The sequence below is a fragment of the Paucibacter sp. KBW04 genome (assembly GCF_003852425.1).
Classification (GTDB): domain Bacteria; phylum Pseudomonadota; class Gammaproteobacteria; order Burkholderiales; family Burkholderiaceae_C; genus Paucibacter_A.
In genome coordinates, this window is record NZ_QAJN01000007.1 from 337068 (window position 1) to 362894 (window position 25827).

General features: G+C 66.1%; 18 protein-coding genes. 8 read left to right on the forward strand and 10 right to left on the reverse strand.

Annotated features, from left to right (window positions below; all coding sequences use genetic code 11):
* Positions 1 to 2 precede the first annotated feature (2 nt).
* A complete protein-coding gene (locus DBR47_RS09595; protein WP_231512218.1) occupies positions 3 to 839 on the reverse strand; it encodes a rhodanese-like domain-containing protein in 837 nt (278 codons plus the stop codon).
* 14 nt (positions 840 to 853) lie between these two features.
* Complete coding sequence (locus DBR47_RS09600) at positions 854 to 2893, reverse strand: aminotransferase class V-fold PLP-dependent enzyme (protein WP_124449341.1); 2040 nt, start codon at positions 2891 to 2893, stop codon at positions 854 to 856.
* A 313-nt stretch (positions 2894 to 3206) separates the two neighbouring features.
* Between DBR47_RS09600 and DBR47_RS09605 the strand changes: the two genes are divergently transcribed.
* The 3 genes from DBR47_RS09605 (at position 3207) to DBR47_RS09615 (ending at position 5580) form a co-directional block, all read left to right on the forward strand.
* Positions 3207 to 3803, forward strand: a complete 597-nt coding sequence (locus DBR47_RS09605; RefSeq protein ID WP_124449343.1) for a DUF2087 domain-containing protein — start codon at positions 3207 to 3209, stop codon at positions 3801 to 3803.
* Between the two features lie 56 nt (positions 3804 to 3859).
* Positions 3860 to 4741 (forward strand): archaetidylserine decarboxylase, encoded by an 882-nt coding sequence (asd, locus tag DBR47_RS09610; RefSeq protein ID WP_124449345.1) that lies wholly within the window; start codon positions 3860 to 3862, stop codon positions 4739 to 4741.
* A gap of 65 nt (positions 4742 to 4806) precedes the next feature.
* A complete protein-coding gene (locus tag DBR47_RS09615) occupies positions 4807 to 5580 on the forward strand; it encodes a VOC family protein (RefSeq protein ID WP_124449347.1) in 774 nt (257 codons plus the stop codon).
* Position 5581: 1 nt separating this feature from the next.
* Here DBR47_RS09615 and DBR47_RS09620 read toward each other — a convergent pair whose 3' ends face one another.
* Complete coding sequence (locus tag DBR47_RS09620) at positions 5582 to 6517, reverse strand: LysR family transcriptional regulator (RefSeq protein ID WP_124449349.1); 936 nt, start codon at positions 6515 to 6517, stop codon at positions 5582 to 5584.
* 72 nt (positions 6518 to 6589) lie between these two features.
* Between DBR47_RS09620 and DBR47_RS09625 the strand changes: the two genes are divergently transcribed.
* The gene (locus DBR47_RS09625) at positions 6590 to 7612 is read left to right on the forward strand and encodes an aldo/keto reductase (protein WP_124449351.1); all 1023 of its coding nucleotides are present in this window, start codon (positions 6590 to 6592) and stop codon (positions 7610 to 7612) included.
* 4 nt (positions 7613 to 7616) lie between these two features.
* Here DBR47_RS09625 and DBR47_RS09630 read toward each other — a convergent pair whose 3' ends face one another.
* The 5 genes from DBR47_RS09630 to DBR47_RS09650 form a co-directional block, all read right to left on the reverse strand.
* Complete coding sequence (locus DBR47_RS09630; protein ID WP_124449353.1) at positions 7617 to 7952, reverse strand: hypothetical protein; 336 nt, start codon at positions 7950 to 7952, stop codon at positions 7617 to 7619.
* A 215-nt stretch (positions 7953 to 8167) separates the two neighbouring features.
* Entirely contained in the window at positions 8168 to 8434 is a 267-nt protein-coding gene (locus DBR47_RS09635; RefSeq protein WP_124449355.1) for a hypothetical protein, read from the reverse strand.
* Positions 8435 to 8598: 164 nt separating this feature from the next.
* Positions 8599 to 10101, reverse strand: coding sequence for a DUF3999 family protein (locus tag DBR47_RS09640; protein WP_124449357.1), 1503 nt, complete (start codon positions 10099 to 10101; stop codon positions 8599 to 8601).
* The gene (locus DBR47_RS09645; protein ID WP_231512219.1) at positions 10098 to 13709 is read right to left on the reverse strand and encodes a DUF2339 domain-containing protein; all 3612 of its coding nucleotides are present in this window, start codon (positions 13707 to 13709) and stop codon (positions 10098 to 10100) included. The genes DBR47_RS09640 and DBR47_RS09645 overlap by 4 nt, the downstream gene beginning before the upstream one ends.
* Before the next feature lie 126 nt (positions 13710 to 13835).
* Positions 13836 to 16139: a bifunctional diguanylate cyclase/phosphodiesterase gene (locus DBR47_RS09650; RefSeq protein ID WP_197046967.1), complete on the reverse strand. Its 2304-nt coding sequence runs from the start codon at positions 16137 to 16139 to the stop codon at positions 13836 to 13838.
* Between the two features lie 262 nt (positions 16140 to 16401).
* Between DBR47_RS09650 and DBR47_RS09655 the strand changes: the two genes are divergently transcribed.
* The 3 genes from DBR47_RS09655 to DBR47_RS09665 all read left to right on the forward strand — a co-directional run bounded on the left by DBR47_RS09655 (position 16402) and on the right by DBR47_RS09665 (position 21173).
* Entirely contained in the window at positions 16402 to 17709 is a 1308-nt protein-coding gene (locus DBR47_RS09655; RefSeq protein ID WP_124449364.1) for a tryptophan--tRNA ligase, read from the forward strand.
* Positions 17710 to 18188: 479 nt separating this feature from the next.
* Positions 18189 to 19889: an AMP-binding protein gene (locus tag DBR47_RS09660; protein ID WP_124449366.1), complete on the forward strand. Its 1701-nt coding sequence runs from the start codon at positions 18189 to 18191 to the stop codon at positions 19887 to 19889.
* A gap of 186 nt (positions 19890 to 20075) precedes the next feature.
* A complete protein-coding gene (locus DBR47_RS09665) occupies positions 20076 to 21173 on the forward strand; it encodes a patatin-like phospholipase family protein (protein ID WP_124449368.1) in 1098 nt (365 codons plus the stop codon).
* Between the two features lie 20 nt (positions 21174 to 21193).
* Here the strand turns inward: DBR47_RS09665 and DBR47_RS09670 are convergent, their stop codons facing one another.
* Complete coding sequence (locus DBR47_RS09670) at positions 21194 to 22327, reverse strand: GGDEF domain-containing protein (RefSeq protein WP_197046968.1); 1134 nt, start codon at positions 22325 to 22327, stop codon at positions 21194 to 21196.
* Positions 22328 to 22615: 288 nt separating this feature from the next.
* Between DBR47_RS09670 and DBR47_RS09675 the strand changes: the two genes are divergently transcribed.
* Positions 22616 to 22960, forward strand: a complete 345-nt coding sequence (locus tag DBR47_RS09675; RefSeq protein ID WP_124449372.1) for a hypothetical protein — start codon at positions 22616 to 22618, stop codon at positions 22958 to 22960.
* 71 nt (positions 22961 to 23031) lie between these two features.
* Here the strand turns inward: DBR47_RS09675 and DBR47_RS09680 are convergent, their stop codons facing one another.
* Positions 23032 to 25656: a zinc-dependent metalloprotease gene (locus tag DBR47_RS09680; RefSeq protein WP_231512220.1), complete on the reverse strand. Its 2625-nt coding sequence runs from the start codon at positions 25654 to 25656 to the stop codon at positions 23032 to 23034.
* Positions 25657 to 25827: the final 171 nt, after the last annotated feature.

Here is a 25827-nt window from a genome sequence, read left to right on the forward strand (position 1 = left end):
AGTCAACCGGCGGGGTCCAGGCGCTTGGCCCGCGCCAGCCGCCAGGCCTCGTCGGGCAGGCCTGCGTAGACCTGTTCGGCGGTGGTGGCGGTCTCTTGCAATTGGGTGTCGATGGCGATGCGTTTGTCGAACACAAACAGCTCGCCGTCCCAGTCGGCGGCGGCGTCTTCACCACGGGCCTGCATGGCCTCGAAGTAGCTGACGATGCCGCCGTCCAGTTGGTAGACCTCCAGGCCTTGGTCTTGCATCCAGGCGCTGGTTTTTTCGCAGCGTATGCCGCCGGTGCAATACATGGCGACCTTTTTGCCTTGTGATTTCCACTCGTCCGCATGGGCCTCGACATAGGCCGGGAAATCGCGGAAATGCGCCACCTGCGGATCCACCGCGCCCTTGAAGCGGCCCAGGCGGAACTCGAAGCTATTGCGGTTGTCCAGCAGCACCACATCGGGCTGCTGAATCAGCTCGCGCCATTGCTCGGGCGGCACATGGGTATTGGCCTTGGCCGGGTCAGGCAGGCCGCTGACGCCGGGCACACCAAAGGCCACGATCTCGGGCTTGGTGTGCACCTTGATCAGGGTGAAAGGCCTGGTCGCGCAGGCACTGTGCTTGAACCACATGCCCTCAAACGCGCCGCCGAACACTTCATCGTGCTGCAGGGCTTGCTCGAAGTCAGCCAAGTCTTGAGGCAGGCCAGCTATTGCCGCGCTGATGCCCTCAGAAGCAACCAAGATATTGCCGCCCAAGCGAGTGCTGATCTCGCGCAGGCGCTGGGCAATGCGCTCGGGCTCGGCCAGGGCGACGAAGCGGTAGAAAGAGCTGTGAACGTGAGCTTCTGACATGGGGAACAAGATCATCAAACCATCAGGGCAGGGTCTTCGGTGGCAAAAGCCGGCAGCAAGGCCAGGCCCCCGTTAAGCGACCAGGCCTGGCTATGGCCCAAGCTGGCCAGGGCCGCGGCCGCTTGGCGGCTGCGATTGCCGCTGCGGCAGAAAAACAGCAGGGGCTGCTCGGGCTGGGTCAACCAAGCCGGCAAGGCATTCAGCAGACGCGACAGCGGCACCGCCTGCAAGGTGGCGCCCCACAGCGGCGGCGTGTGGCTGAGGAACTGCTCGTAGGGCTCGCGCACATCGATCACCAAGGCCTCGGGATGCGCTTGCACAAAGGCTTGCAGCTGGGCGCCGGGCAGCAGCCGCTCGCTGAGCGGCTTGGGCGCTAATGCTTGATTCAAACGGCGCACAAACTGCGCGCCTGCATCCAGGGCCGGGGCGCACAAGCAGGCCAGCTCGGCGCATTCGGCACCCGGCTCGCCAAACAGCAGCAGGTCGCGGCCCGCTTCGCTCAAGACCAAGCCTTGTTGGCGGCCGCCTTGCAGGGGCAGGCGCCGCAGGCACTTGGCGCCCAGCTGCAGCTCGCTCATCTGCACGGGCCAGCCCAGGGCGTCGATCTCGGTCTGCGGGAACAAGGCCTCGCCCAGCTCCTCGGCCAGTGCCTGGCGTGCCTCGGCATGCAGGCCCGAGCCCTGGGTGCTGAGCACGGCGAGGAGCGGGTAGGCCTGGCATTGCAGGGTTTGGATCAGCCGTGGCAATTGCTCGGGCAAGGGGTCGATCAACACGCAGCGCTGGGAGGCCGCATCGGCCAGCAGATAGCAGCAAGCGCCATCCAGAGCGAAGCGGGTGATGCCCTCGCCCAGCGTGGGTTGGTTGTCCTGCGGGCTCAAACAATTCTGGCGCAGAGACTCGCCGCAGGCGCGGATGCGGGCGCAGGCCTCTTTGATAAAGGCCTCGTCCACGGCCGGGCCGATGGAGAGCCGCACCGCGCCGGCCGCCTGCCAGTCCGGCAAGCCCATGGCTTGCAAGACAAAGCTGGGCTGAGCCTTGGCGGCGCTGCAGGCCGAGCCACCGCTGATGCGCAGCTCGGCCGCGTCGAACAAGTCTTGCAGCAGGCGCGAGCTCAGGCCAGGCACGGCGAAGTTGAGCGTGGTGGGAAGGGTCTGGTCCAGCGGCGCGTTGTAGACCAGGCCAGGGAAGGCCTCTTCCAGCGCCTCGGCCAGGCGGGCGCGGAAGGCATGCAGGGTGGCATGATCACGAAAGCTAACGCCGTCTTCCAGCGCTGCCAGCACCGCACCCAGGGCGGCGATACCGGACATATTCTCGGTGCCCGAACGGCGGCTGCCCTCTTGCCCGCCACCGGCCATCAGCGGCGTGAAGGGCGCGCCCTCACGCACATACAGCAGACCGATTCCCTTGGGCGCGTAAAGCTTGTGGCCGGAGAAGGGCGCGTAATCGATGCGGGTCTGGGCCAGCTGCAGAGGGATCTTGCCCAGGGCCTGCACGCCGTCCACCATCCAGAAGGCGCGACTGCCGCTGCGCTGCAAAGTCGCCTCAATGCCGGCCAGATCGCTGATCACGCCCGTCTCGTTATTGGCGGCCATGGTGCAGACCAGGCCGGCGCGCGGCGCCTCGCGCAGCAAAAAGTCCAGATCGTGATGACCCTCGCGGTCCACAGGGATGGCGGCGATTTGCAGATTCAGGCCGAGGATTTGGTTCCAGTGCTTGAGCGCCTCGGGCACGGCCTTGTGTTCGGTGGCGCCGTAGAGCAGCAGCTCGGCCGTGTTGTCACCCGCTTGCCGACGCGCCAACAAGGCGTGCAGGGCCGAGAGCACGGCGGTCTGAATGCCTTCGGTGGCGCCGCTGACGAAGAGCAGCTGGCCGCCGCCGGTGTGCAGCAGCGCTCTAGCGCGCTCGCGGGCGGCATCCATCAGGGCGCGGGCCTTCAGGCCGGTGCTGTGCACGCTGCTGGGGTTGCCAAAGTCGTCCGCCATGGCTTGCAAAGCGGCTTGAGCGGCTTGCGCCAGCACCGGGGTGGTGGCATTGGCATCGAGATAAATTTCCATGGGGGAGCGGGTCGCAGCGAGCAATGCAGACTGAATGAAGAACAAGAGGCGCAATCCTACTCTGCCGGGCCTTGGGCCTATACTTTCCGCCCGGGTCGGCAGAACACCCAGGCCTTGCCGTGCGGCAGGAGTCATTGATCACTTCCTTCCGCAAGCTAAACCTGCCAGGCGAAACGTCTTTTGATTGATTCATTCAGCTTGAGCTCACCCAAACTTTTGTGTGCGCCCGGCTGGAAGTCGGCAAGCACCAGCACCGTCTGCGTCTGACGTAGACGGCGGGTTAAAGCAGCACACGATTTGTGGAGAACTCGCCATGCCTCGTGAATTGATCGCCCTGCACGCTCAGGACCTTTCTGCCTTCACCAAAGCCCTTCGCCAGGAGCTGAGCCAGCATCTGAGCGCCAGCCCAAGCCCCGAAGCCCCCAGCCACCTGAGCTTGATGAATATGCTGGCTCGCGCGGCCGGGCATCGCAATCTTCAGGCACTGAGAGCGCTCAAGGCCGACGCGCCGGCAAAGCCGAGCAAGCTGACCCCCGTCCATGCCGCCCCAGCACGTGGCCCGCGCCACCCCGACTTGAGCGAAGCCGCCGACCGCGCCCTGCGCCAGTTCGACGCCCAGGGCCGCTTGGCGCGCTGGCCCTCCAAGCGCCAGGTGCAGCGCCATGTCTTGTGGGGCTTGTGGCTGCACTTTGACAGCCGCCGCATCTACACCGAGCCCGAGGTCAACGAGGTGATCAACAAGCAGCATTGCTTTGGCGACCACTGCACCCTGCGCCGCGAGCTGGTGGAGATGCGTTTGCTGGAACGCTGGGACGGCGGCCGCCAATACCGCAAGCTGGCGGCGAGGCCTGATGAGGAGCTGCTGCCCCTGCTGCGCGAGCTGCGCCAGCGGGCCACACCGAACGAGTAAGCCCATGAGCAGGCGGCTCGCTACAATCCGCCGCCTGCACTTTTACGGGAATCTCCGTGTCCGACCGCCTTGCCGTTTTGCCCCAATACCTGCTGCCCAAACAGGCCCTCACCTGGATTGCCAAGCAGATCGCCTCGGCGCGCATGGGTTCCCTGACCACCTCGCTGATTCGCTGGTTTGTGGGCCGCTACCAGGTCAATATGGCCGAGGCGGCCGAACCCGATATCGCCGCCTACCCGACCTTCAACGAATTCTTCACCCGCGCGCTCAAACCCGGTGCGCGCCCGCTGGCGAACGCCACGCTGATCTGCCCGGTGGACGGCGCCATCAGCCAGTTCGGCCGCATCCAGGGTGAGCAGATCTACCAGGCCAAGGGCCATCAGTTCAGCACCACCGCCCTGGTGGGTGGCGATGCGCAGCTGGCCGCGCAGTTCCGCGACGGCAGCTTCGCCAATATCTACCTCAGCCCCAAGGACTATCACCGCATCCACATGCCTTGCGCCGGTCGCCTGACCCGCATGATCCATGTGCCGGGCGAGCTGTTCTCGGTCAACCCGACGACGGCTCGCGGCGTGCCGGGCCTGTTCGCCCGCAACGAGCGGGTGGTTTGCGTGTTCGAGGGCGAGCAAGGCCCTTGGGTGATGGTGCTGGTGGGCGCGACGATTGTGGGCAGCATGGCCACCGTCTGGCATGGCGTGGTCAACCCGCCCCGCCCCGGCCATGTGCGCGAGTGGACATACGCCGACAAGGAAGTGAACCTGGCCAAGGGCGATGAGCTGGGCCGCTTTTTGCTCGGCTCCACCGTCGTGATGCTCTTCCCCGCCGCCCAAGCCCTGAGCTTCAATCCCGCTTGGTGCGGTGAGGAACGCGGCCAGGCCGGCAGCAGCGTGCGGCTGGGCGAGGCGATGGCGAACAGCACGGCCCTGTCGGCACGGTAAGAGTCCGCTTGCCCCGACCAGGGCTTGCGGAGAAGATGGCGCTCCCACTATCGAGGAGACGAGCCATGAGCACCCCCGCCTGCCCCTTTGTTTGGTACGAGTTGATGACGACCGACGCCGCTGCCGCCACCGCTTTTTACAGCCAAGTGGTGGGCTGGTCGGCCGCCGACGCCGGCATGCCCGGCATGGACTACACCTTGCTGTCGATTGGCGGCAGCCAAATCGCTGGCTTGATGGCCCTGACCCAGGACATGCGCGCCGCCGGCGTCCCCTCTTGCTGGGTGGGCTATGTGGGCGTGGCCAACGTCGACGCCCAGGCCGAACGCATCGTCAAGGCCGGTGGCACCCTGCACATGCCACCCACCGACATCCCCGGCGTGGGCCGCTTTGCCAGCTTTGCCGACCCGCAAGGCGCCAGCCTGTGCATCTTCACCGGCAGCAGCGAGGAACAGCCCCTGCAGCCCCCCGTCGGCACACCCGGCACCGTGGGCTGGCATGAGCTGATGGCGCTCGATGGCGCCAAGGCCTGGGACTTCTATGCCGAGCAATTCGGCTGGCAGAAAAAAGAAGCCGTCGATATGGGCCCCATGGGCGTCTACCAATGCTTTGGCGGAGCCGATCAAGCCTTTGGCGGCATGATGAGCAAGATGCCCGAGATGCCCGTGCCCGCCTGGGGCTACTACTTCAATGTCGAAGCCATCGATGCAGCTGTCGAGCGCGTCAAGGCCGGCGGCGGCCAGGTGATCAACGGCCCCATGCAAGTGCCGGGCGGCAGCTGGATCATCAATGCGATCGATCCGCAGGGGGCGATGTTTTCGCTGGTGGCAGAGAAGCGCTGACTCAGACCTCGCGCAGCATCTCAATAAAAGCCCGCAGCGCCGGGCTGGCCTGGCGCCGCCCGGGGTAGTAGAGCGAGAAGGCCGTGCCCACGGGGCAGAAGTCGGCCAAGACCTCTTGCAGGCGGCCGCTGGCCAAATGCTCGCGCGCGGCCTGCTCATAAACGTAGGCAAAGCCCAGGCCCTCCAGCGCCATGGGCAAGACCACGCTCTGGTCGTCCACCGTCAGCGGGCCTCGCACATCCAGGGTCAGGTCTTGCCCCTGGCTGACGAACTCCCAATGGAAGAGCGCCCCGCTGGCAAAACGCTGGCGTATGCAAGGGCGGGTGAGCAAGTCTTGCGGCGTCTGCGGCAGGCCCACACGGCTCAATAAATCAGGCGTGGCCACGACGATGAAGCGCTGGGCCGCGCTGAGCGGCACGGCCACCATATCGGCGGGCAGGCGTTCAGCGAAACGCACGCCGGCATCGAAGCCGCGCTCGACGATGTCCACCATCTCGTCCTGGGTCGACAGCTCCAGCTGCACCTGCGGATACGCCCGCACATAGCGCGCCACGAGCGGCGCCAGCAGAAGACGCGCCGCACTGCGCGGCACGCTCAGGCGCAGGCTGCCGCTCAGCTCAGCGCCCAAGGCCCGCACGCTGGCAAAAGCCTGTTCCAGCTCAAGCAGCGCCGGCAGGCTTTGCGCCAGCAGGCGCTCACCCGCCGCCGTCAGCGCCACGCTGCGGGTGCTGCGATTCAGCAGCGGCAGGCCCAAGCTCTCTTCCAAGCGCCGCATGGCCTGGCTGACGGCCGAGGGGCTGAGGTTGAGAACGGTGGCGGCACGCCGATAGCTGCGTGCCTGGGCCACGGCGGCAAAGATGCGCAGCTGCTGAAGTTCGGGTTGTTGGATCACATCGTTATTCACCGCGCGATTGTGAAGCAGGACTGCACGGACCATGCAGCGCTGCGAGGCTTGTGGCCACCCCTCGCTACCGCGAGGATGCATGCCAACACGCAACAGGAGTTTTCCATGAACAAAACCACCCCCGCCCTGCGCCATTTGGCTGGCCACAAGCTCCCCGCCCTTGGCCTGGGTTGCATGGGCATGAGCGAGTTCTACGGCGTGAGCGACGACGCCGAATCGTTGGCCACCTTGCATGCCGCCCGCGAACTGGGCCTGCGCCACTTCGACACGGCCGACACCTATGGCAGCGGCCATAACGAGCAATTGCTTGGGCGCTTTTTGGCCCAGCTGAGCCCGGCCCAAAGAGCCGAACTCTGCATCGCGACGAAGTTCGGCATCAAGCGCCCGCCCGGCACCTACGAGCGCCACATCGACAACTCCCCGGCCTACATCCGCAGCGCGTGTGAGGCTTCGTTGCAACGCCTGGGGGTGGAACAGATCGGGCTCTACTACGTGCACAGGCGCGACCCGGCTCAGCCCATCGAGGCGGTGATGCAAACGCTGGCCGAGCTCAAGCGTGAGGGCAAGATAGGCGGTATCGGCCTCTCCGAAGTCAGCCTGGAAACCTTGGAACGCGCCCATGCCGTGCATCCGGTGGCGGCCCTGCAAAGCGAGTACTCCTTGTGGGAGCGTGGTGCCGAAGCACAGATGCTGCCCGCCACCGCTCGCTTGGGCGTCGCCTTCGTGGCCTACAGCCCCCTGGGCCGCGCCCTTCTCAGTGCAGCCCTGCCTGCGAGCGATGCCTTGGCCGCGAACGACTTCCGTCGCGTCTTGCCCCGCTTCAATGGCGAAGCCGGTGAACAAAACCGCGCCCTGGCTCAACGCCTGGCCGAACTGGCCGAGGACTGGGGCCTGGCAGGACAAGCCTCCCAGTTGGCGCTGGCCTGGATCTTGGCTAAACAGCCCCATGCCTTGGTCATCCCCGGCACAAGGCGGCAAAAGCACCTGGGCAGCAATTGGGCGGCGGGCTCTTTGAACCTGAATCCTGTGCAGGTTCAGACCCTGGACGATTTGTTTAAACCCGGCGCCGTGGCGGGGGAGCGGTATACCGAAGGGGGTTGGGTGGGGATTGAGTCACCGCGCGGGTGATGCCTCACTCTGCGGCGGCCTTTGTCGCCTTGATTTCTATGGCGCGGATCAGTAGTTGACGCTTTACGGCCAAGGCGCAGGAGACACCTGCAAATACCCAGATTCCGGGGGCGGCACTGTCTGTGACGAACATGAATGTCCCTGCCAACAGACAAGTCGCGCCATGGAAGAAGTGAACGGCGGCGAACTGACGCCTAAGAAAGGCGGCTCCGGGAAGTGGGCCTGAACCGAATCGCACGAGGTCAACTCGCTTGTTGAATTGAATCTGATAAGCCGACCAAAGCAAGAAAGGGCCCAGCGCGACAAGTAGGCCGGTAAGTAGCAGCACTTCAGTTTTCATTGTGGTTCGTGCGATTGAGTCTTGGGGTTTCGCCTTCGGGGAGAGCGGGAAGGCGAGGAGAGTCCGTGATTCTGAGGGGGCTGCGGGCTCGAACAGTGAGCTTGGCCGTTGAAAGTGCAAGCGCGCCAGGGATGACTACTGTCAGGCCCAACGTCAAAGTTCAGCGGACCAGCCAGCGGAGCTGGCGCAGGTCCGCTGCAATGTTCGGTTGAGCATCACGCGCCGTCCGCCGTCATGCGCATGGCACTGAAAGCGATGTACTCGTCGGAGTAGGCCGGCCCAAACGATTCCGTGCCTGCCAACCATGCATCGAGTTCATCGTCGTGCCGACGAACCGACTCACGAAGGTGCTGGAGCTCTTCTGGAGTGGCGGACCTTCGTACGAGCTCGCGACCTCGGTCATCGGCGACACCGAAACGCTCAGCAAGCTCGACGAGCGAGTGAAGCTTTTCGGGAACCTTTGAAAGGTGTAGCCGCTTCATGTCTGATGCTCAACTTTGTTTTCGGCAATTCGTTAACGATTTGTGCGCGAGATTTAAGCACGCGATTGAGACACGCCCAATCCGCTGAATTCACCGCACTGGAAACGTGCTCAAACCCGCGCTAGGCAGCAGACGATATTCCTTTGCCTAACTCGGCAATGAATTCACACAATCTGGCTTGTCGCCTGCCCCCCAGGCGCCTTTTCCCTTCGCATGCTGCGCAGCAATGAAACCACCATCCCGCCCAAGATCAATACAGCGAGCCCCAAGGCCGCCCACAGCCAGGCGCGCTGCGGCTTGGCACTCGCCTGCGGGTCCTTCGCCTTGGGGGCCGAAGAAGCCGCGGGCTTGGGCGGATTCATGCGCACATGCGCCCAGTCCAGGCTGGCCTGACCTGCGGTGCGCAGGGCGGCGGGGCCGGCGGCAGCGTCGCCCGGCACCAGGCTGGCCAGGCTAAGCGGCAGGCCGCTTGGCACTGAAGCATTGGCCGCACCCGGCTCGACTGGCCGCTGCCAGCTCAGGGCATAAGGCCCGGGCCCGCTGGCCAGCAAGAGCAGGCTGCGGGTCTGGCTGGCTACTTTCAGCAGGGGCGGGCGCGCGCCCAGCTGGCTGATGGGGCCGGCGCTTGTGCGCAGGCGCAGGGTGTGAAAGCTGGGGCCGTCCAGGACCAGATCGGGGGTGCTGGTCTCGGCGCCGCCATGCTGGATGCGATAGGCCATGCTGCTGGCCAGGCCTTCTTCTTGCTCGGGCACGGTCCAGCTCTGCGCCTCTTTGTGGCGCAGGGCATAGAGTGGGTTGCGGCTGTGGCCGCGCAAGGTGGGCGTTACGGTATAGCTGGAGCGCAGGCCGCTCAGCGTCACCGGCGCCAGCACATTGGGCTCCTGCAACTCGATGCGCACAGCGTGCAGGGGCAAGGGGCCGGGCAGGGGGTAGTCGCAGCTCTGCGGGCCGCAGCTGCTGGGCGCGATGGGGGCCGACCATTGCAGGGCGGGCAGGGCTTGGGCGCTTTGCACGGCGTCGATGCGCAGGGCTTGCAGGCGCGCGCTCTTGGCGGGGTCCAGCCAGCGCAGGCGCAGATAGCGAGACTTGCGGCCTTGCAGGTCCAGCTGCAGGCGCTCGATCTGGGCAGCGCCACTGCGCAGGCGCGCCAGCTGCTCCGTCCCCGTCAAGACCTGCCAGGTCTTGAGGTCCTCGCTGCCTTCCAGCTGGTAGGCGAACAAGCCCTCGACCTCGGGCGCCAGCTCAAACGTCGCTTGCAGAAATTCGCCCTGCACCCGGGAGGCGTCGAAGATCAGGTCGGCGCCTGCAGGCGCGGGCTCGCCCAGCGCGATCAGGCTCAGGCGGCCGTCCTTGCCCACGCGCAGGCCCAGGGTGTCGGCCCCCGCCTTGGGCTGACGCGGCAGGCTGAACTGAGGCAGCAGATAACTTTTTCTTTGAGCGGTCTCCAGCGCCGTGTCGGTCCAGGGGTCCAGCCAGGCGAAAGGCATGTCCCGCCCCGCCGCATTGCGCAGGCGCAAATCGCTCAGGGACGGGTCGGTCACGCCCTGGTAGATGCTCAGCGGCAATTCCAGGCGGTAGTAAGGCCCATGGCCCTGCAAGAGCACCGGCACCTCGTGCGCAAAGGCTGGCAAGCCAGCCAAGCAAACAAGCGACAACCAACGCTTCATGCCGCTTGCTCCTTGTTCTCAACAACCTTGCCCGGCACCGGCGCAAAGTAACCCACCACCAGGATCAACACGCCGACACCGATGAAGGACACGATGCGGTAAAGGCCGCCGCGGTCCGCCATCTCCACCAGCAAGAGCTTGGCCACCACCACGCCCAGCAGCACCGCGCCTGCGGCCCAGGTCGCACGGGTCTGGCGGCGATTGCCCCAGACCATGGCCAGCACCCCGCACAAGGCCCAGACGATGGACACCGCCGCCTGCGCCAGACGCGAGGCCCACAGCGCGTCCCAGTCCCAAGCCACGCCCGCCAGATGATGGACGCTGCGCAGCACCAGGCCGGTGATCAAGGCCAGGGCCGTGGCAGCCAGCAGGGCCTGCACCTCTGGCCTCAAGGCCCCGTACAGGGCCCGCCACCAAGCCAACAAAGCGGCCAAGCTCAGCGCCTGAGCCAGCTCCAGCGGGTTGAGCAGGGGCAGATAGGGCAGGGGCGCGGCCGAGCCCTCGCAAAGCACATTGCCCAGCCACAGCCACAGCATCAACAAAGCAGCCACGGGTGCCATGGCCAGTTCCAGATAAGTCTGGCGCCAAGCTTGCAGCGGCCAGCGGGCTTGCAAGGCGGGGCGGCTCAAGGCCCAGGCCAGGAGCGCCGGCACGGCGGCCCAAGCGGCCACGGTCCAGCCGGAAGTCTCGCCAAACACCAAGCCTGCACGGCGCCCCGCCTCCAGCATGGCCAGGGCGGCAAAGAACCAGAAGCCCAGCACATGCACGCCGGCACACAGGCGGGCGTCGAGCCAGCGCGGCAGCTCGCGCAGCAGGCGCAGATGCCAGACCAGAGCCAGCGGCCACAGCAGCCAACCCCAGTGTTGCGAAGGCAGCTCGCCGCCGTAGGCCAGGGCCGCCACCATCAGGCCCGGCACGGTGGCCGCCGTGATGGCGCCCAGCTCGGGCCAGTCGCGCCGCCGCGCGATCCAACTCGCGAGAACCGAGCTGCACAGGATCAGCCCCACATCCAGAGCCAGGGCCCAATCGCCCTCGGGCGCGGCCAGGCTCAGCATGCGCCAGCCTTCCAGATGCCAGGCCAGCAGCCAGGCGGCCAGGCCCCAGCCGGGCAGCAGCCAGGGCAGGGGCTGCTGCCTCGTCCAGAGGTTGGCCCAGCCGGGCGGGCGCTTGTGATGCCGCTCGCCCGCCATCAGCCACGCCTGAGCCAGCAAGCCCAGGCCGAGCGCCAGCAAGGCGTAGAAGAGGCGATGGGCGGCCTGCTGTGCCGGGCTGGGCCAGTCCATCAGCAAAAAGCCCAGGGCCGACACCGGCAAGGCCAGGGCCAGCCAGGCCGTGGCGCTATGGCTCATGCGCAGGCTCAAGGCCAGCACGCCCACGGCCGTCAGCGGCCACAGAATCGCCGCCTCATTCCAGCCCAGGCCGAACAGGGTGGCCAGATGCAACAAGGCCAGGCCACCGGCCAGACCCAGCTGCTGAGCCCAGCTCCATTGCGCGGCCTGCTGCGCGGCCAGCCAGACGCGGCGCTGCGCCAGCATGCTCCACAGGGCGCCGCCCAGAATGCTCAGCGCGATCAGGCCGGCCGCGAGCGCACCGCGCCAGCCGCTGGCCAAGGCGGCCGCCTCGGCACCCGCATCGACCGGCCTATGCAGGGTGAACAAAAAGCTGCCCACCGCCAGCAGACGCAGGACATGGCTCAAGGGCAGGAACTCCGCCAAGCCCCGCTGCTGCCACAGGTATTGCAAGGGCAGGGCCAGCAAGGCCGTGGCCACCGCTGCAAAAGGCGGCGACAAGAGCTGCCAGGGCAGCATCAGGCCGGCACCGACGCCCAGCCACAGGGCCAAAAGACCCAGCGGCCGCTGCAGCGCCGAGGCCCGCTCGGCCTCGGGCAGGCGGCGATGCAAGGCCCACACCACCAGCGCGCTCAGGCTCAAAAGGATGGGCCCGATGAGCGAACCCATCAACAAGGGCGTGCCCGGCGTGAGGTCCACAACCGTCGCGCCCAGCAGCTTGAAGGCCGCACCGAACAAGACCAGCAGGGCCAGCAGGCGCGCGTACGGCCGCTGCTGGCGCGCACCCAGCCAGAACATGCCCGCGCCTTCAACCGCCCAGGCCGCGCTGGTCCACTGGCCTTCCAGGCCCAGCGGAATCGCGAGCGTGACGAAGATGCCGGCCACGATGGCATAGGCCTCGGCCAGCAAGGACAAACCACCCTTTTGACGCTGGAACACCAGGCGGGCAAGCAACAAATAAAACGCTGCCAGCCCCAAGGCCGAGAAGGCCGGGCCGTTGTGCCATTCCTTGCTCAGCAGGTACTGCAGGCCGAAGGCGGTGATGGGCGTGCCGAAGACCAGGGCGCTGTCCACCCGGCCCACGGCCTTCAGCGCTTGCAGCGGCGAGGCCCCGACCTGGCTTTCGGCCAGGGTGCGGCGCGCAAACAGCAGGCCGATCAAGGCGAACAGCAGGAAGAACAAGATCAAAAAGGGCTGGGCAATGCCGTATTGATCGGGGCTGTAGTACTTGTCGGCCCAGCCGGCGGCGAGGGCAAAGGTGCCCACAAAGCCGATCAGGTTCAGCACCCGCCAGGCCTTGAACCAGGCGATGGCGAAAATGCCCAGGTCCAGAATCGTCAGGTAGAGGAAGAGCGGCACCGGCCGGTTGCTGCCGGTGGACATCAACACCGGCGAGGCAAAGCCCTCCAGCGCGGCGATGATGGCCAGCACCGGCGCGTTTTGCAGCACGGCCAGGGCAGCGCCCAGCATGGCAACCAGGGCCAGCAGGCCGAAGCCGGCCTCGGGGGCGATCAGGCCATGCATCTTCACGGCCGCCAGGCAGGTCAGGTAAAACACCCCCACGCCCATGCCTTGCAAGGACAGGGCGTAGTCGCGCCGACGCTCCCGCAGCCACCAGCCCAGGGCCAGGATGGCGGCACCGGCCAAGGCCACACCGGCATAGCGCAGCTCGATGGGCACGGTGACCCGCTCGGCCGTATAGCGCAGCAGGAAAACAAAGCCCAGGAAGAGGATGAAGACGCCGATCTTGACCAGGGTGTTGCCACCCCAGATCAGATTGGCGATGGGCGCGGGCAGACGTTCGCGCAAGGGCTTGGCCGGCACGGGCGGAACTGCAGGCGGGCGCACGGGCCGGGGCTGAACCGGAGGCGATGGTGGCAGCTCCAGCGGCAGGGGCAGGTCGATCTCGGCTTTGGCTTCGGCATTAACCTCAGCCTTTGCCACTGCCGGTGTGGCGGCAACCACAGGAAGGGTCACGCTGGGAGGGGCAGGCACCTTGGCCGGAACCGCGGGGCTGGCGGTGCTGGGAGCCTGCACGGGCTTCGGCGAAGCGCTTTCGCCACTCGCGGCCGGCGCCGACCCTGCTTGCATCTGCTGGCGCAAGCTGCGCAGCTCGGTCTCGGCCTTGGAAAGGCGGCGCTCCAGGGTCTGCACCAGGGCGCGCAGCTCGGCAATGGCGATCTGGGTTTGCGAAGCGTCCGCCGCCCGCTGGCCCGAGGCCTCAGCGCCGCGTTTGGCCCAGGCATAGCCGCCGACGCCGCCCAGCAGGCCTAGCAGCAAGGCGCCCGGCACACCGCCGAGCACGGCGCCCAATAGCAACCCAATGACTCCACCCAACAACCCCATCCCAGCCCCCAGTCTTTGTCTTGGAGCGGCATGCTACGCGTAAAGCGCGGGCGGCGATGCCCGCCCAAAAGGGTGGGGCCGCCAGGCCGGGGCGGGCACTCAAGTCCGGCCGGATTCGCTGGGCACAGGCGCCAGCGAGGCCGCCCAATCGTCCAGCAAGGCCTGGGCCTTGGCCACCGGCAGGGGGCGGCCGAGGTAATAGCCTTGCAGCTGGGTGCAACCCAGGCTTTCGGCGGCCTGGGCTTGCACCTCGGTCTCCACGCCCTCGGCCACGATGTCCAGCTTGAGCGCCTGGCCCAGGGCGCAAGTCACCTGCACGACGGCGCGGGCATTGGACTCGGGCAGGGGGGCGATCATGCTGCGGTCCAGCTTCATCGTGGAGATGGGCAGCTGACGCAACATGGTCAGCGAGGACTGGCCGGTGCCGAAATCGTCCAGCGCGCACAGCACGCCGGCGCCGCGCAAGAGGCTGAGCTGGGGCATGACCTGGTCGAGGTGGGCGATGGCGGCCGTCTCGGTGATCTCGATCTCCATCAGCTCCGGTGGCAAGGCGCGTGCCTTCAGCTCGCCCAGCAGGCCGGTGGCAAAGCCGCCGTCCTCGAACTGCACCGGCGAGACATTGACGGCCACCGGCAGAAAACGGCCGTGGCGGTCCAGCCAGCTGCGCATCTGCGCCATCACCATGTCCAGAATCAAGGCGCCCAGGGCGTGGATCTGGCCGGTGCGTTCGGCCGCCGGCACAAAGTCCGCCGGGCTGACCCGGCCCTGGCCCGGCCGCTCCCAGCGCACCAGGGCCTCGAAGCCGCAGAGCTGGCGGCTGTGGGCCAGGAACTTGGGCTGGTACTCCAGCACGAACTGGCGCTGCACGATGGCGTGGCCTATGGCCTGCTCCACCTCCAGCCGAGAGCGCGAGTCGCTCTTCATGCTGGACTCAAAGAAAACATAGGAAATGCCGGCCCTGGCCTTGGCCCTGCGCATCGCGGCGTCACCCGCGCGCAGCAGGCTGTTGGCGTCGCGCCCATCGCGTGGGAACTGGGCCACGCCGACCGACATATGCACGAAGAGTTCCGCCCCCTGCACCAGAAATGGCGTGTGCAAGAGCGCCAGCATGGCCTCCACCGCCGCCTGCACCTCGGCGCGCTCGGCAACGCCCTCCAGCAGCACCAGGAATTGGTCTTCACCCAGGCGCGCGAGCGTCGCGTTGACAGGCAGCTCCTGGCACAGGCGCTGGGCCACGGCCTGCAGCAAGGCATCCCCGACCTCATGGCCCAGGCTCTCGTTGACCAGCTGAAAGCGGTCCAGATCGGCCGACAGAATAGCGAAGGGCGCGGCGCCGGTGTAGGTGAGTTGGTGCAGGCGTTCGACCGCGAAATTGCGATTGGGCAGATCGGTCAGCTCGTCATGCAGGGCCTGGCGGCGCAAGGCGTCCAGCGCGGATTGGCGGGAGCTGTCGTCGATCATCACCATCAGCTCGGCTGGCTGGCCATCCCAGTCGGTATGGCTGGACAGGCCGTGCACATGGATCTGCCGCCCATCCCGGGTCAGGCGGGTGGCCTGCCATTCCACCCGGGCACGCGGGTCGGCCAGCACCAGGCGGTTGCGGGCCAGCACTTCCTCCTGCTGCTCGGGCGGCAGCAGCTGCTCGAACACGCCCGGCCGCGTCGCCTCTTCCAAGCTGGCAAAGCCATAGATCTTCAAGGCCGCCGGATTGGCATAGACCAGATGCCGCTGCTGCACCACCGCCAAGCCTTGCAAGGAGTTCTGCGCCAGCAGGCTGAAGCGCTGGGCCTGCTGGCGCGCCTGACCATGGGCGCGTTTGACCGACAGCAGGATCAGGCCCAGGGACAGCGTGGTCTGCACGAACAGGCCCGCCACATGGGGCACGGCCGAGCGGCCCAGGGGATCGAACGCGGGCGTCAGCCCGTGGACGAAACCGGCGGCGACAAAACACAGGGCCACAAAGCGTTCGCCCGAATCGCCGCCCCGGCCTATCCACCAAGCGCATTGCCAGGCGCCGATGGCCAGATAGATGGAGGCGGCCAGCACGGCATAACGGTGATCCAGCTCGGCCAGCCACATCAGGCTGCCCATCATGGCCAGATAAAGCGGCAGCCAGACGCGGCGCTCCCAGGGCAGCTGGCGGTAGATGCGTGCACCCGCCGTGCGCAAGGCCATGGAGCCCATGGCAAAGGCCGCCGCCGAGCCCACCATCAGCTTGTGAAAAACACTACCGTCCTGATCGGGCAATAGGCCCAGGCCCAGGGACAAAGCGCCCGACAGCAAGATCCAGCTCCAGCCCCAATAGCGCACATAGAGGTGCTGCGGCGCTTGGCGCCACAACATCAGCAAGGCCAAGCCCAAGAGGGCGTTGAGTCCAGAACCAATCAGGATCAGGGCGGTCATGGAACTCCCAAATCGTGGCGGCCCGGGCGCGCTAGGCAAAAAGGCACAAAGGGCGCAAAGAGCCACCACAGCATTGAAGGGCGGGGTGGCGCACATCCTAGCCCTTGAAATGGGAACGTACACCCGATTCTTGACGGTAAATCCAGGCCCGGCGTGAATCTGCATCGCAGCCGGCTGAAATTTCAAGCCGTCCACATGCTGAGACAATGCGGGCTGACAGGGCGACCGCCCGATCTCAAGCAAAGCAGCAGCCAGACCCACCATGACCCAACGCGTTCTGACCGGCATCACCACCACCGGCACCCTGCACCTCGGCAATTTCGTCGGCGCGATCCGGCCCGCCATCGCGGCCAGCCGGGAAGACGGCGTGGAGAGCTTCTTCTTCATGGCCGACTATCACGCCCTGATCAAGTGCGATGACCCGGCCCGTATCGCCCGTTCGCGCCTGGAAATTGCCGCCACCTGGCTGGCCGCCGGCCTGGACACCTCGCGCGTCACCTTCTACCGCCAGAGCGACATCCCCGAGATCCCTGAGCTGACCTGGCTCTTGACCTGCCTGACCTCCAAGGGCCAGATGAACCGCGCCCATGCCTACAAGGCCGCCACCGACGCCAATGCCGCGGCCGGTGAAGACCTGGACGCGGGCGTGACCATGGGCCTGTACAGCTACCCCATCCTGATGGCGGCCGACATCCTGATCTTCAACGCCCACCGCGTGCCGGTAGGCCGCGACCAGGTCCAGCACATCGAGATGGCTCGCGATGTGGCCCAGCGCTTCAACCACCAGTTCGGCGGCGGCACCGAGTTCTTCGTCCTGCCCGAGGCCAATATCGAGGAAGACGTGGCCCAGCTGCCCGGCCTAGACGGCCGCAAGATGAGCAAGAGCTATGACAACAGCATCCCGCTGTTCGAAGGCGGCGCCAAGGCGCTGAAGGAAGCGATTGCCCGCATCGTCACCGACTCCAAGCTGCCCGGCGAGCCCAAGGAGCCCGAAGGTCAGGCCCTGGTGACGATTTACGACGCCTTCGCCAGCGCCGAGCAGCGCAGCGAGTTCCGCGCCGCCCTGCGCGCCGGCCTGGCCTGGGGCGAGGCCAAGCAGCAGCTGTTTGACTTGATCGAAGGACAGATCGGCCCCATGCGTGCCCGTTATGCCGAGCTGATGGCCCACCCGGAGCGCATCGAGGCGATTCTGCAAGAAGGCGCGGCCAAGGCCCGCAAGCTGGCCGGCCCCCTGCTGGCCCGTGCCCGCGAGGCCGTGGGCCTGCGCAGCTTCATCGCCGCCCCCCAGGTGGCCGCCAAGGCCAAGGTGGCCAAGGCCGCCCTGCCGGTGTTCAAGCAGTACCGCGAGGCCGACGGCCAGTTCTACTTCAAGCTCAATGCCGCCGATGGCACGCTGCTGCTGCAAAGCCAGGGCTTTGCCGAGGGCCGCGCCGCCGGTCAGTGGGTGGCGCGCCTGAAGCGCGAGGGCACAAGCGCCCTGGCCGAGCTGCCCCTGAGCGCCGAGCTGAAGCTGGATGCGGACGCCGTCGGCGCCGCCCTGGCCGCCTTGCAAGCCGCCGAGGCCGAGTAAGCCGGCTCGGCCCGCCGCCCGGCCCCCAGCGCTGAATCAAAGCCTGGGGCTGGGGTGGCTCATGGCCGCCAGGCAGCGGACTAGTGCCTGACACCAAGGCGGCAGCGCTGGTGGCTTGGCGAGCGCTTTCGCCGGACTTGACCCGAGGGACAGCATGGGGCGAGGCAAGTTCATGGCGCAACTCCTTGGAAATTGAGCGGGCGAAGACGCCCACTCCTCCTCAAGGGCCCCAGCCCCACGCCGCCTATCAAGCCCGCGGGTGAAAAGGGAATATCTCGCGCTGGGAAACCTGCCGCCGCCAGGCTTGAGTCAGATCAAAGCGCAGGCGTTTAGCGCCCCCGGCTGGCTTCTCGTCTGTTCGAGGGGCGGCTCTAATCGAAGCCCATCCCCCCATTTACCCGCTCTTGCCGCCTGCCGGGACTTGCTAGGCTTGCGGCGCGAGCCGATTCGACAAAAACAGACCCCGGAGACAAGACCTCATGCCCACCATCGCCGCCGACAGTCTGGCCCTGCAGCGCTTTTATCACTGGGAGCGCCAAGCTCCGACACGCGTCGCCCTGACCCAGCCCATGGGCGGGGCCCAGGTACAGGAATTCACCTGGGCCCAGGTCAGCGACCAGGTGCGCCGCATGGCCAGCCATCTGCAGACCCTGGGCCAGGCCCAGGGCTGGGAGCCCGGCGCCAAGGTCGCCATCCTGTCCAAGAACTGCGCCTGGTGGCTGATGAGCGATCTGGCCATCTGGCTGGCCGGCTATGTGTCCGTGCCGCTCTACCCGACGCTGGCGCCGGAGACGATTCGGCAGATCCTGACACATAGCGAGGCCAGGGCCTGCTTCATCGGCAAGCTGGACGGCTGGGCCGGCATGAAGCCCGGCCTGCCCGCAGGCATGCAGTGCTTCAGCTACCCGCTGTCTCCGGCCGAGGCTTTGCAGGACTACGAAGGCTGGGACGCCATCTGCGCCCGCAACCAGCCGCTGCAGGGCGAGCCCATGCGCCAGGCCGATGAGCTGGCCACCCTGATCTACACCTCGGGCACGACCGGCGCACCCAAGGGCGTGATGCACAGCTTTGGCGCCTTCGCCTGGGCCATGAGCGCGGCGCTCAAGCGCATCCCCATGAGCCAAGAGGACCGCATGCTGTCCTATCTGCCCCTGGCCCATGTGGTGGAGCGGGTGCTGGTCGAGCATGGCTGGCTGCACACCGGCTTCTCGGTCTACTTTGCCGACAGCCTGGACAGCTTTGCCAACGATTTGCAACGCGCCAGGCCGACCATCTTCTTCTCGGTGCCGCGCCTGTGGGTGAAGTTCCAGCAAGGCGTGCAGGCCAAGATGCCAGAGCACAAGCTGGCCTTGCTGCTGTCTCTCCCCATCATCGGCGGCCTGGTGCGGCGCAAGATCAAGAAGGCCTTGGGCCTGGATCAATGCCGCATCGCCGCCGGCGGCGCAGCCCCTATGCCGGTGGCCTTGCTGGATTGGTACCGCCGCCTGGGCCTGCCCATCAACGAGGGCTATGGCATGACGGAGAACCTGGCCGTCAGCAATATCACCCTGCCGGGTCAGAACCAGACCGGCACCGTCGGCCCCACTTACGCCGGCGTGGAAGCCCGCATCGCGCCCGAGAACGGCGAGCTGCAGATGCGCAGCCCGGCGGTGATGATGGGCTATTACAAAGAGCCCAAGCTGAGCGCCGAGACCTTCACCGAAGACGGCTGGCTGCGCACCGGCGACAAGGGCCAGATCGATGCCCAAGGCCTTTTGCGCATCACCGGCCGGGTGAAGGATTTGTTCAAGACCAGCAAGGGCAAGTATGTGGCGCCGGCCCCCATCGAGGACCGCCTGGGCGAGTTCCCCGCCGTGGAAGCCTGCGTGGTGGCCGGCGCGAATATGGGCCAGCCGGTGGGCATCGTGATGCTCTCGCCCAATGCCGCGGCGCACAGCCAGAGCGAGGCCGAGCAGGCCGCTTTGAGCAAGGCCTTGTCCGCCCATCTGGACGATATCAACGCCAAGCTGGACCCGCATGAGCAGATGGACTGCGTGGTGGTGATACGCCAGCCCTGGACGGTGGACAACGGCTTCATCACCCCCACCTTCAAGGTCAAACGCAATCGCATCGACGAGGTCTACGGCCCCAAGCTGGAAGGCTGGGTGGCGCAGCGCAAGCCGGTCATTTTTGGAGACTGAACGCTTGACCCCTCGTCCAATCTCGCCCCGCTGAACGCGGGCGTGCCTGGCCGGTCCCCCGAGGGGACGGCGCTGCTTGCCAGTTCGACTGGCAAGCCATCGCCATTGCGAGCCGGCTTGGGGCGGCCCGGCGCTCGTCCCGCGCCAAGGGCTCACAATGGCCCAAGCCCACCACACGCCATCGCCATGAACACTGCTAGCGCTCACAGCATCAACCTCGCCCTGCAAGGTGGCGGCTCCCATGGCGCCTTCACCTGGGGCGTCTTGGACGCCTTGCTGGAGGATGGTCGTATCGGCTTTGAGGGCATCAGTGGCACCAGCGCAGGGGCCATGAATGCGGTCGCCCTGGCCCATGGCTTTGCCCAGGCCCATGCCAAAGGCCAGGCCGATCCGCGCGATGCCGCACGCGAATCGCTGAAAAAGTTCTGGGACGGCATCGTCGCCATGGGCGCGCTGAGCAATACGCTCAGCGAGGCGCAACGCGCGCCCTTTGCCTTCTTGTTCGGCCCCTGCGCCAGCGAGAACTCACCGGCCTCGCTGTGGATCAACGCGATGAACAGCTTTTGGTCCAGCACGCTCTCGCCCTACCAGGCCAACCCTTTTGACATCAACCCCCTGCGCAGCTTTGTGGCCGAGCAGATCGACTTCGAGGCCTTGGCGCGCCTGGAGGCGCCCAAGGTCTTCGTCGTCGCCACCCGGGTCAAGAACGGCAAGGCCGAGGTCTTTTCCGGCAAGCGCCTGAGCGTGGATGCGGTGATGGCCTCGGCCTGCCTGCCCACCTTGTTCAAGGCGGTGGAGATCGAGGGCGACCACTTCTGGGACGGGGGCTACTCGGGCAACCCGGCCATCCACCCGCTGATCTACAACTGCCAGGGCCGCGACATCCTGCTGATTCAGATCAACCCGATACGCCGCGAAGAATTGCCCACCACCAGCGCGCAAATCATGGACCGGCTCAACGAGGTCACCTTCAACGCCGGCCTGATCGCCGAGATGCGCGCCGTCGACTTCGTCAAACGTCTGATCGCCGAGGGCAAGCTGGACCCCGCGCACTACAAGGATGTGTTGATGCACCGCATCGACGGCGGCGAGGCACTCGACGCCTTCGCGGCGTCCACCAAGAGCTCCACCGATGCGGGCTTGATCACCACCCTGCATCAGCTGGGCCGCCAACACGCCAAGACCTGGTTGACCCATCACTTCGACGCGCTGGGCGTGAAGAGCACGGTCAATATCAAGCAGGACTATCTGGACGATATGCGGGTGCCGGTGCGAAAGGGCTGAGACCCTGGCCGGGTCTGAATTCAGACCGGCGCCTGCACAAACCCCGGCCGGTACAGCACCACCCGGTTGCGGCCCTCGTTCTTGGCCTGGTAGAGCGCCTTGTCGGCGGCACGCAGCACCTGCTCCTCATCGTCGGCGGCCTCCAGCCTGGCCAGGCCTATGCTGACGCTGATAGCCAGGGGCTGGCTGACGGTGCCAAAGCGATGCCGTGACACGGTGATGCGCAAGCGCTCGCAGATCAGCTGGGCCTGCTCCAGCTCGGTTTGCGGCATCAGCAAGGCGAACTCCTCGCCGCCCACCCGCGCCACCAGATCGCTGGCGCGCAGCTGCTCGCTCAAGACCTGAGCCAGCAGGCGCAAGACATGGTCGCCCATGGGATGGCCGTAGGCATCGTTGATGCGCTTGAAATGGTCCACATCGAGCATGCCCACGATCAGCGGGCTGTCCTCGCGCCGGGCGCGTGCCACCTCGCGGCTGTAGTTCTGCCGGAAGGCACGCAGATTGGGCAGCTGGGTCAGCGAATCGGTGCTGGCCATGCGCTGCAACTCCGCCTCTTTTTTCACGGCCGAGTACTCGGCCTGAATCATCAGAAAGGCGACGATGAGCACGCAGGAAATCACCATCACCACCCGCATGGCATGCACCGTCTCGGCTGAAAGGGTCAGCATGGCCGGATGCGGCGTCCAGTCGTGCAACTCGAAGAAGGCGAACATGGCCAGATTCAATCCCGACAGCAACAAGGCTTCGCGCCATTTGCTGGCGGGGAAGAACACCGTGGGAACGATGGCAAACAGCAGATAGTAAAAATGGATGCCTATGACCTGGCCCTGGGCCAGCATCAGCGCCGAGGCCGCATCGGCCATCACGCCCAGCAACAAGAACCAGCGCGCCAGATTCAGATGGCCGGCATGCTGTGCGCGGTTGACGGCAACAAGGGTCGCCAAGGACCAGGGGATCTGCACCAAGCCGGAAAGAATCAGGCCTTCATTGCCCACGCCAAGAAAGAAGAGCAGAAAGACCAGCACCGTGGCCTGCATCATCAGCACGCCGATATTGACCTGTACGGCCTTGCGCTGCAGGCTGGGGTCCGCCGTGTGCTGGCAGCCCTCCTGCATAAAGGCAATCAGGCTTTGTTTCGTTCGCTGATACAACATGGCGAGCATAGGGTTCGGCACGCCGCCCGAAGGCGACCATTCCGTTGCAAAGGCCTGAACAAAAGTCGAGTCCCTATTTTGCGTTTCAACTCAGCCGAGCCCACCATCTATCCCAGGGGGCTGCACAAGCCAGCGGCGAACTATGTCACGTCCAAGGGGGGCAAAAGCTGGAGAGCTCAGCCAAAAATGGTCTGAGCATTTGTCATAGCCCACGCGCAGAATGAGTACAGGCTCGGCGCTCTGCCGAGCTTGGCCAGCAACTCATTCATCAACAGACGGAGGAAAGCCATGTCGGATCTGTGGAACAAGGTCAAGGGAGCGGCGCAGGAAGCCGGTGCCGCGGTCACCGAGGCCGGCAAGGCCGTGGCCGAAGCGGCGGGTGAGCTGGGCGACAAGGCCCAGGCCGCCGCCAGCAGCGCCTGGGATCACACCAAGGAGGCCACGCACACGGCGGTGGAAAGCGCCACCGAGCTGGCGCATGAGGCCGGCGAGGCCCTCAGCAAGGCCGGTGACAAAACCGCCGAGGTGGTGGGCAAGGCGGTGGACAAGAGCAGCGAAGTCGCCGGTGCCGCGGTCGAGAAGACCAAGCAGGCCGTGGACAAGGTCGGCGAAGCGATCGCCAAAAAGGAATGAGGCCCCAGGCCTAGGCCGGGACCTCATCTCACACTTGCATCAAGGACGGCAGCCGCCGTCCTTTTTTCCTTTTAGCGCAGACCTGCGCCAGGCCAGCAGCTTTCATCGTGCTGATGGCCGCTGCCATGCTCATCGGCTAAGCCTCGGCCGGGCAGGCTCAGGGGCGCAGCAGCCGAAGCAGCCGGCAGACCACGCGGGTCCAGCGCGCGGTTGACCAAGTCCAGCAACTCATCGGCCTGAGCGCGTGCGCTGCGGTCCAGGCCCGTGCTGGCGGCCTTGCCAGCGAACAAGCTCTTGAGCGTCTTCAGCTCGGCGCGGATCGCCGGCTTGCTATCGTCCGTGCCCGTGCCACCGGCGGCCACCAGGCGCTCGCCCAGCTGCTCGATATAGGCCCGCTGCAGATTGCGGCGCGGTGCCGTGATCTTGGCGCCAGCGCCTTGCAGCTCAGTGAAGATGCCGCCGCGCAAATCGGCTAACAGCTCATCGACACGGTAGGCCTTGCCCTCGGCCGCGGCCGCTTCCTGGGCCTGCAGACGCGCGATGCGGCTACGGTCCAGCAGGGCACGCAAGGTGTTGCGCTGAGCGGCCAGGAGTTGATTGGCCGGCTCTTGCGGGCGCACGCGCTCGACGATGGCAGGCTCGAACAACCAGCTCGGCGTCTTGAACAGCTGCTCATTCAACAAGGCCACGGCCTGCGCCTGCTTGGCCTTGGTCGCAGGGGTGTAGACCGCACCGGCTTGCTCGCCATGCTTGTTGTGGAAGCTGTAGCCGCCGACGATAGCCGTCACATGGCCAAGCTCGCGACCCCACTGGCCCCAGGTGGCGCGGTAGAGCTCTTCCAAAGCCTTGTCGTCCTGGCCGGCCTTGAGCGTCATCTTGGGCAGGTTCTTGATGATGCGCTGCAGGTTTTTGATGCCCAGCGTGGTGGCGTAGACCGCGTCGGCATCGCCAACTGCCTCGGTCGTGTCGCCATACTCGCCCTCACCCTTGGGCGAGGTGAAGCGCAGCCAGGGCTTGCTGTCCTGCTCACGGATCCAGGCATCCAGCACCGGCTTTTCGGCCGCAGCCGTCTTGGCCTCGGGGATGGGCGCATAGCCCCATTTGGTGGCGAAGATGTCGTAGGGGCCGATCTTGGGGATCAGCAGCGCCGGGTCGATCTTGTCCTCGGGCTGGACCAGATAGTTGATGCGGCTGTAGTCCATCAAGGTGGGCACATGGCCCATTTCCTTCAGCCATTTGGCATCGCGCAGCTTGTCCACCGGGTAGGTGGAGCTGGCCTTCATATTGTGCGGAAAGCCCAGCGAGTGGCCCACCTCATGCGTCACCACATAACCCACCAACTCGCCCATCAAATCATCGGGCAGGGGCAGCTGCTGGGCACGCGGATCGACGGCACCGGCTTGCGTGATGTACCAGTCACGCTGCAGCTGCATGATGTTGTGATACATCACGATATTGGCGTTCAGAATCTCGCCGCTGCGCGGGTCGCTCAGGTGCGGGCCATAGGCATTGGCGATGGGCGAGGGCACCCAACGGATGATGCTGTAACGCACATCGGCGGGGTCGAACTCGGGGTCTTCTTCCTTGGTCGGGAAGGGGCGAGCCTGCACCGCGTTCTTGAAGCCGGCCGCCTCGAAGGCCACGTTCCAGGCCTCGATGCCCTTCTTGACGTAGGGCACCAAGGCGGTGGGCGTGGTCTTGTCGATGTACCAGACGATGGGCTTGACCGGCTCGCTGAGGGCGGCCGTCGGGTCCTTTTTCTCCAGGCGCCAGCGGGTGATCAGGCGCTCGCGCTTGCTCTCATGCGCGTCGGTGCCAAAGTCGACCCGGGCGATGCTGAAAAAGCCCACCCGGTCATCCATCACCCGCGCCTGCATGGGCTGCTCGGGCAGTTGCACGATGTTGTAGGCGATGCTGACGCTGGCGCTCTTGGGCGGCTGCGGCGGCAGGCTGAAGCCGGGCGGCAGGCCAGGCGGCAAGACCGGCGGCGTGTTGATCAAGCCATAGGTTTGCACCGCGTCGATGCGCAAGCTGGTGGGGAAGGCACGGCTGTCCTCCACATAGCTGCGCGAGGCGTCGACGCCGCTGCCCTTGAGGATGCCGCGGGCCGAGAAATCACCCACCTCGCTGCTGAACAAACGGCTCACCTCGATCACCGGCGCGCCGTTCTTGCCAAAGGCTTCGATGGGGAAGCTGCCGAGCACGGTGTCGCGCTGCGAGGCCTCGACCGCGCTGGCGATGGGGCGGTTCGGGTCGGCCGCGAAGTTATAGGACACGGCCTGGAAATAGACCTTATTGCCCTGCTGCACAAAGCGCACCACGTCTTCGTTCAGGGCCTTGCCCACATGGTCCACATTGGCCGGCACGGCGGTGGCCGTGGCCACCATCAGCAAGGGCTTGTCCAGCAAGGCTTTGGGGATCTCGAAGTAAAGCTTGCCCTTGACCTTGTGCAAATTGAACAGGCCTTGCTGGGACTTGGCATCGGCGGTGATGACCTTGTCAAAAGGCTTGGGGTCTTGCGCATCGGGCGCGGCCGCCGGGCGGGCGGCGCCTGCGGGCGCCGAAGCGGGGGTGGCCGACGGCGCTTCCTGGGCAACTAGGCTCAGCGGCATCAGCAGGGCGGCAACGGCGAGCGCCAGAGCGTGCGGGCCCGTGCCCGGTGTTTTACGTGTCATGGAGTGGGACATGGAAGTCATGATTTTTACGGTGCCGCGATTCTGAACGAGGTCAGCACCGGGGTCGAAAGTCACTGCCCTGGTGAAGACCCTTGGCTGCCTTCCTGCCCATGGTGCAAAGTGCCAGAAAACACCGGTGCAAAACGGGGAGAGAGCCAATTTCCCGATGCTAGAGTGCGCGGGCATCACAAC

What these genes read in the sequence shown, in the direction of transcription:
- DBR47_RS09595 (WP_231512218.1), bottom strand. Translation starts at nt 839, where the DNA reads ATGTCAGAAGCTCACGTTCACAGCTCTTTCTACCGCTTCGTCGCCCTG.
- DBR47_RS09600 (WP_124449341.1), bottom strand. Translation starts at nt 2,893, where the DNA reads ATGGAAATTTATCTCGATGCCAATGCCACCACCCCGGTGCTGGCGCAA.
- DBR47_RS09605 (WP_124449343.1), top strand. Translation starts at nt 3,207, where the DNA reads ATGCCTCGTGAATTGATCGCCCTGCACGCTCAGGACCTTTCTGCCTTC.
- DBR47_RS09615 (WP_124449347.1), top strand. Translation starts at nt 4,807, where the DNA reads ATGAGCACCCCCGCCTGCCCCTTTGTTTGGTACGAGTTGATGACGACC.
- DBR47_RS09620 (WP_124449349.1), bottom strand. Translation starts at nt 6,517, where the DNA reads ATGGTCCGTGCAGTCCTGCTTCACAATCGCGCGGTGAATAACGATGTG.
- DBR47_RS09625 (WP_124449351.1), top strand. Translation starts at nt 6,590, where the DNA reads ATGAACAAAACCACCCCCGCCCTGCGCCATTTGGCTGGCCACAAGCTC.
- DBR47_RS09630 (WP_124449353.1), bottom strand. Translation starts at nt 7,952, where the DNA reads ATGAAAACTGAAGTGCTGCTACTTACCGGCCTACTTGTCGCGCTGGGC.
- DBR47_RS09635 (WP_124449355.1), bottom strand. Translation starts at nt 8,434, where the DNA reads ATGAAGCGGCTACACCTTTCAAAGGTTCCCGAAAAGCTTCACTCGCTC.
- DBR47_RS09640 (WP_124449357.1), bottom strand. Translation starts at nt 10,101, where the DNA reads ATGAAGCGTTGGTTGTCGCTTGTTTGCTTGGCTGGCTTGCCAGCCTTT.
- DBR47_RS09650 (WP_197046967.1), bottom strand. Translation starts at nt 16,139, where the DNA reads ATGACCGCCCTGATCCTGATTGGTTCTGGACTCAACGCCCTCTTGGGC.
- DBR47_RS09655 (WP_124449364.1), top strand. Translation starts at nt 16,402, where the DNA reads ATGACCCAACGCGTTCTGACCGGCATCACCACCACCGGCACCCTGCAC.
- DBR47_RS09660 (WP_124449366.1), top strand. Translation starts at nt 18,189, where the DNA reads ATGCCCACCATCGCCGCCGACAGTCTGGCCCTGCAGCGCTTTTATCAC.
- DBR47_RS09665 (WP_124449368.1), top strand. Translation starts at nt 20,076, where the DNA reads ATGAACACTGCTAGCGCTCACAGCATCAACCTCGCCCTGCAAGGTGGC.
- DBR47_RS09670 (WP_197046968.1), bottom strand. Translation starts at nt 22,327, where the DNA reads ATGTTGTATCAGCGAACGAAACAAAGCCTGATTGCCTTTATGCAGGAG.
- DBR47_RS09675 (WP_124449372.1), top strand. Translation starts at nt 22,616, where the DNA reads ATGTCGGATCTGTGGAACAAGGTCAAGGGAGCGGCGCAGGAAGCCGGT.
- DBR47_RS09680 (WP_231512220.1), bottom strand. Translation starts at nt 25,656, where the DNA reads ATGACTTCCATGTCCCACTCCATGACACGTAAAACACCGGGCACGGGC.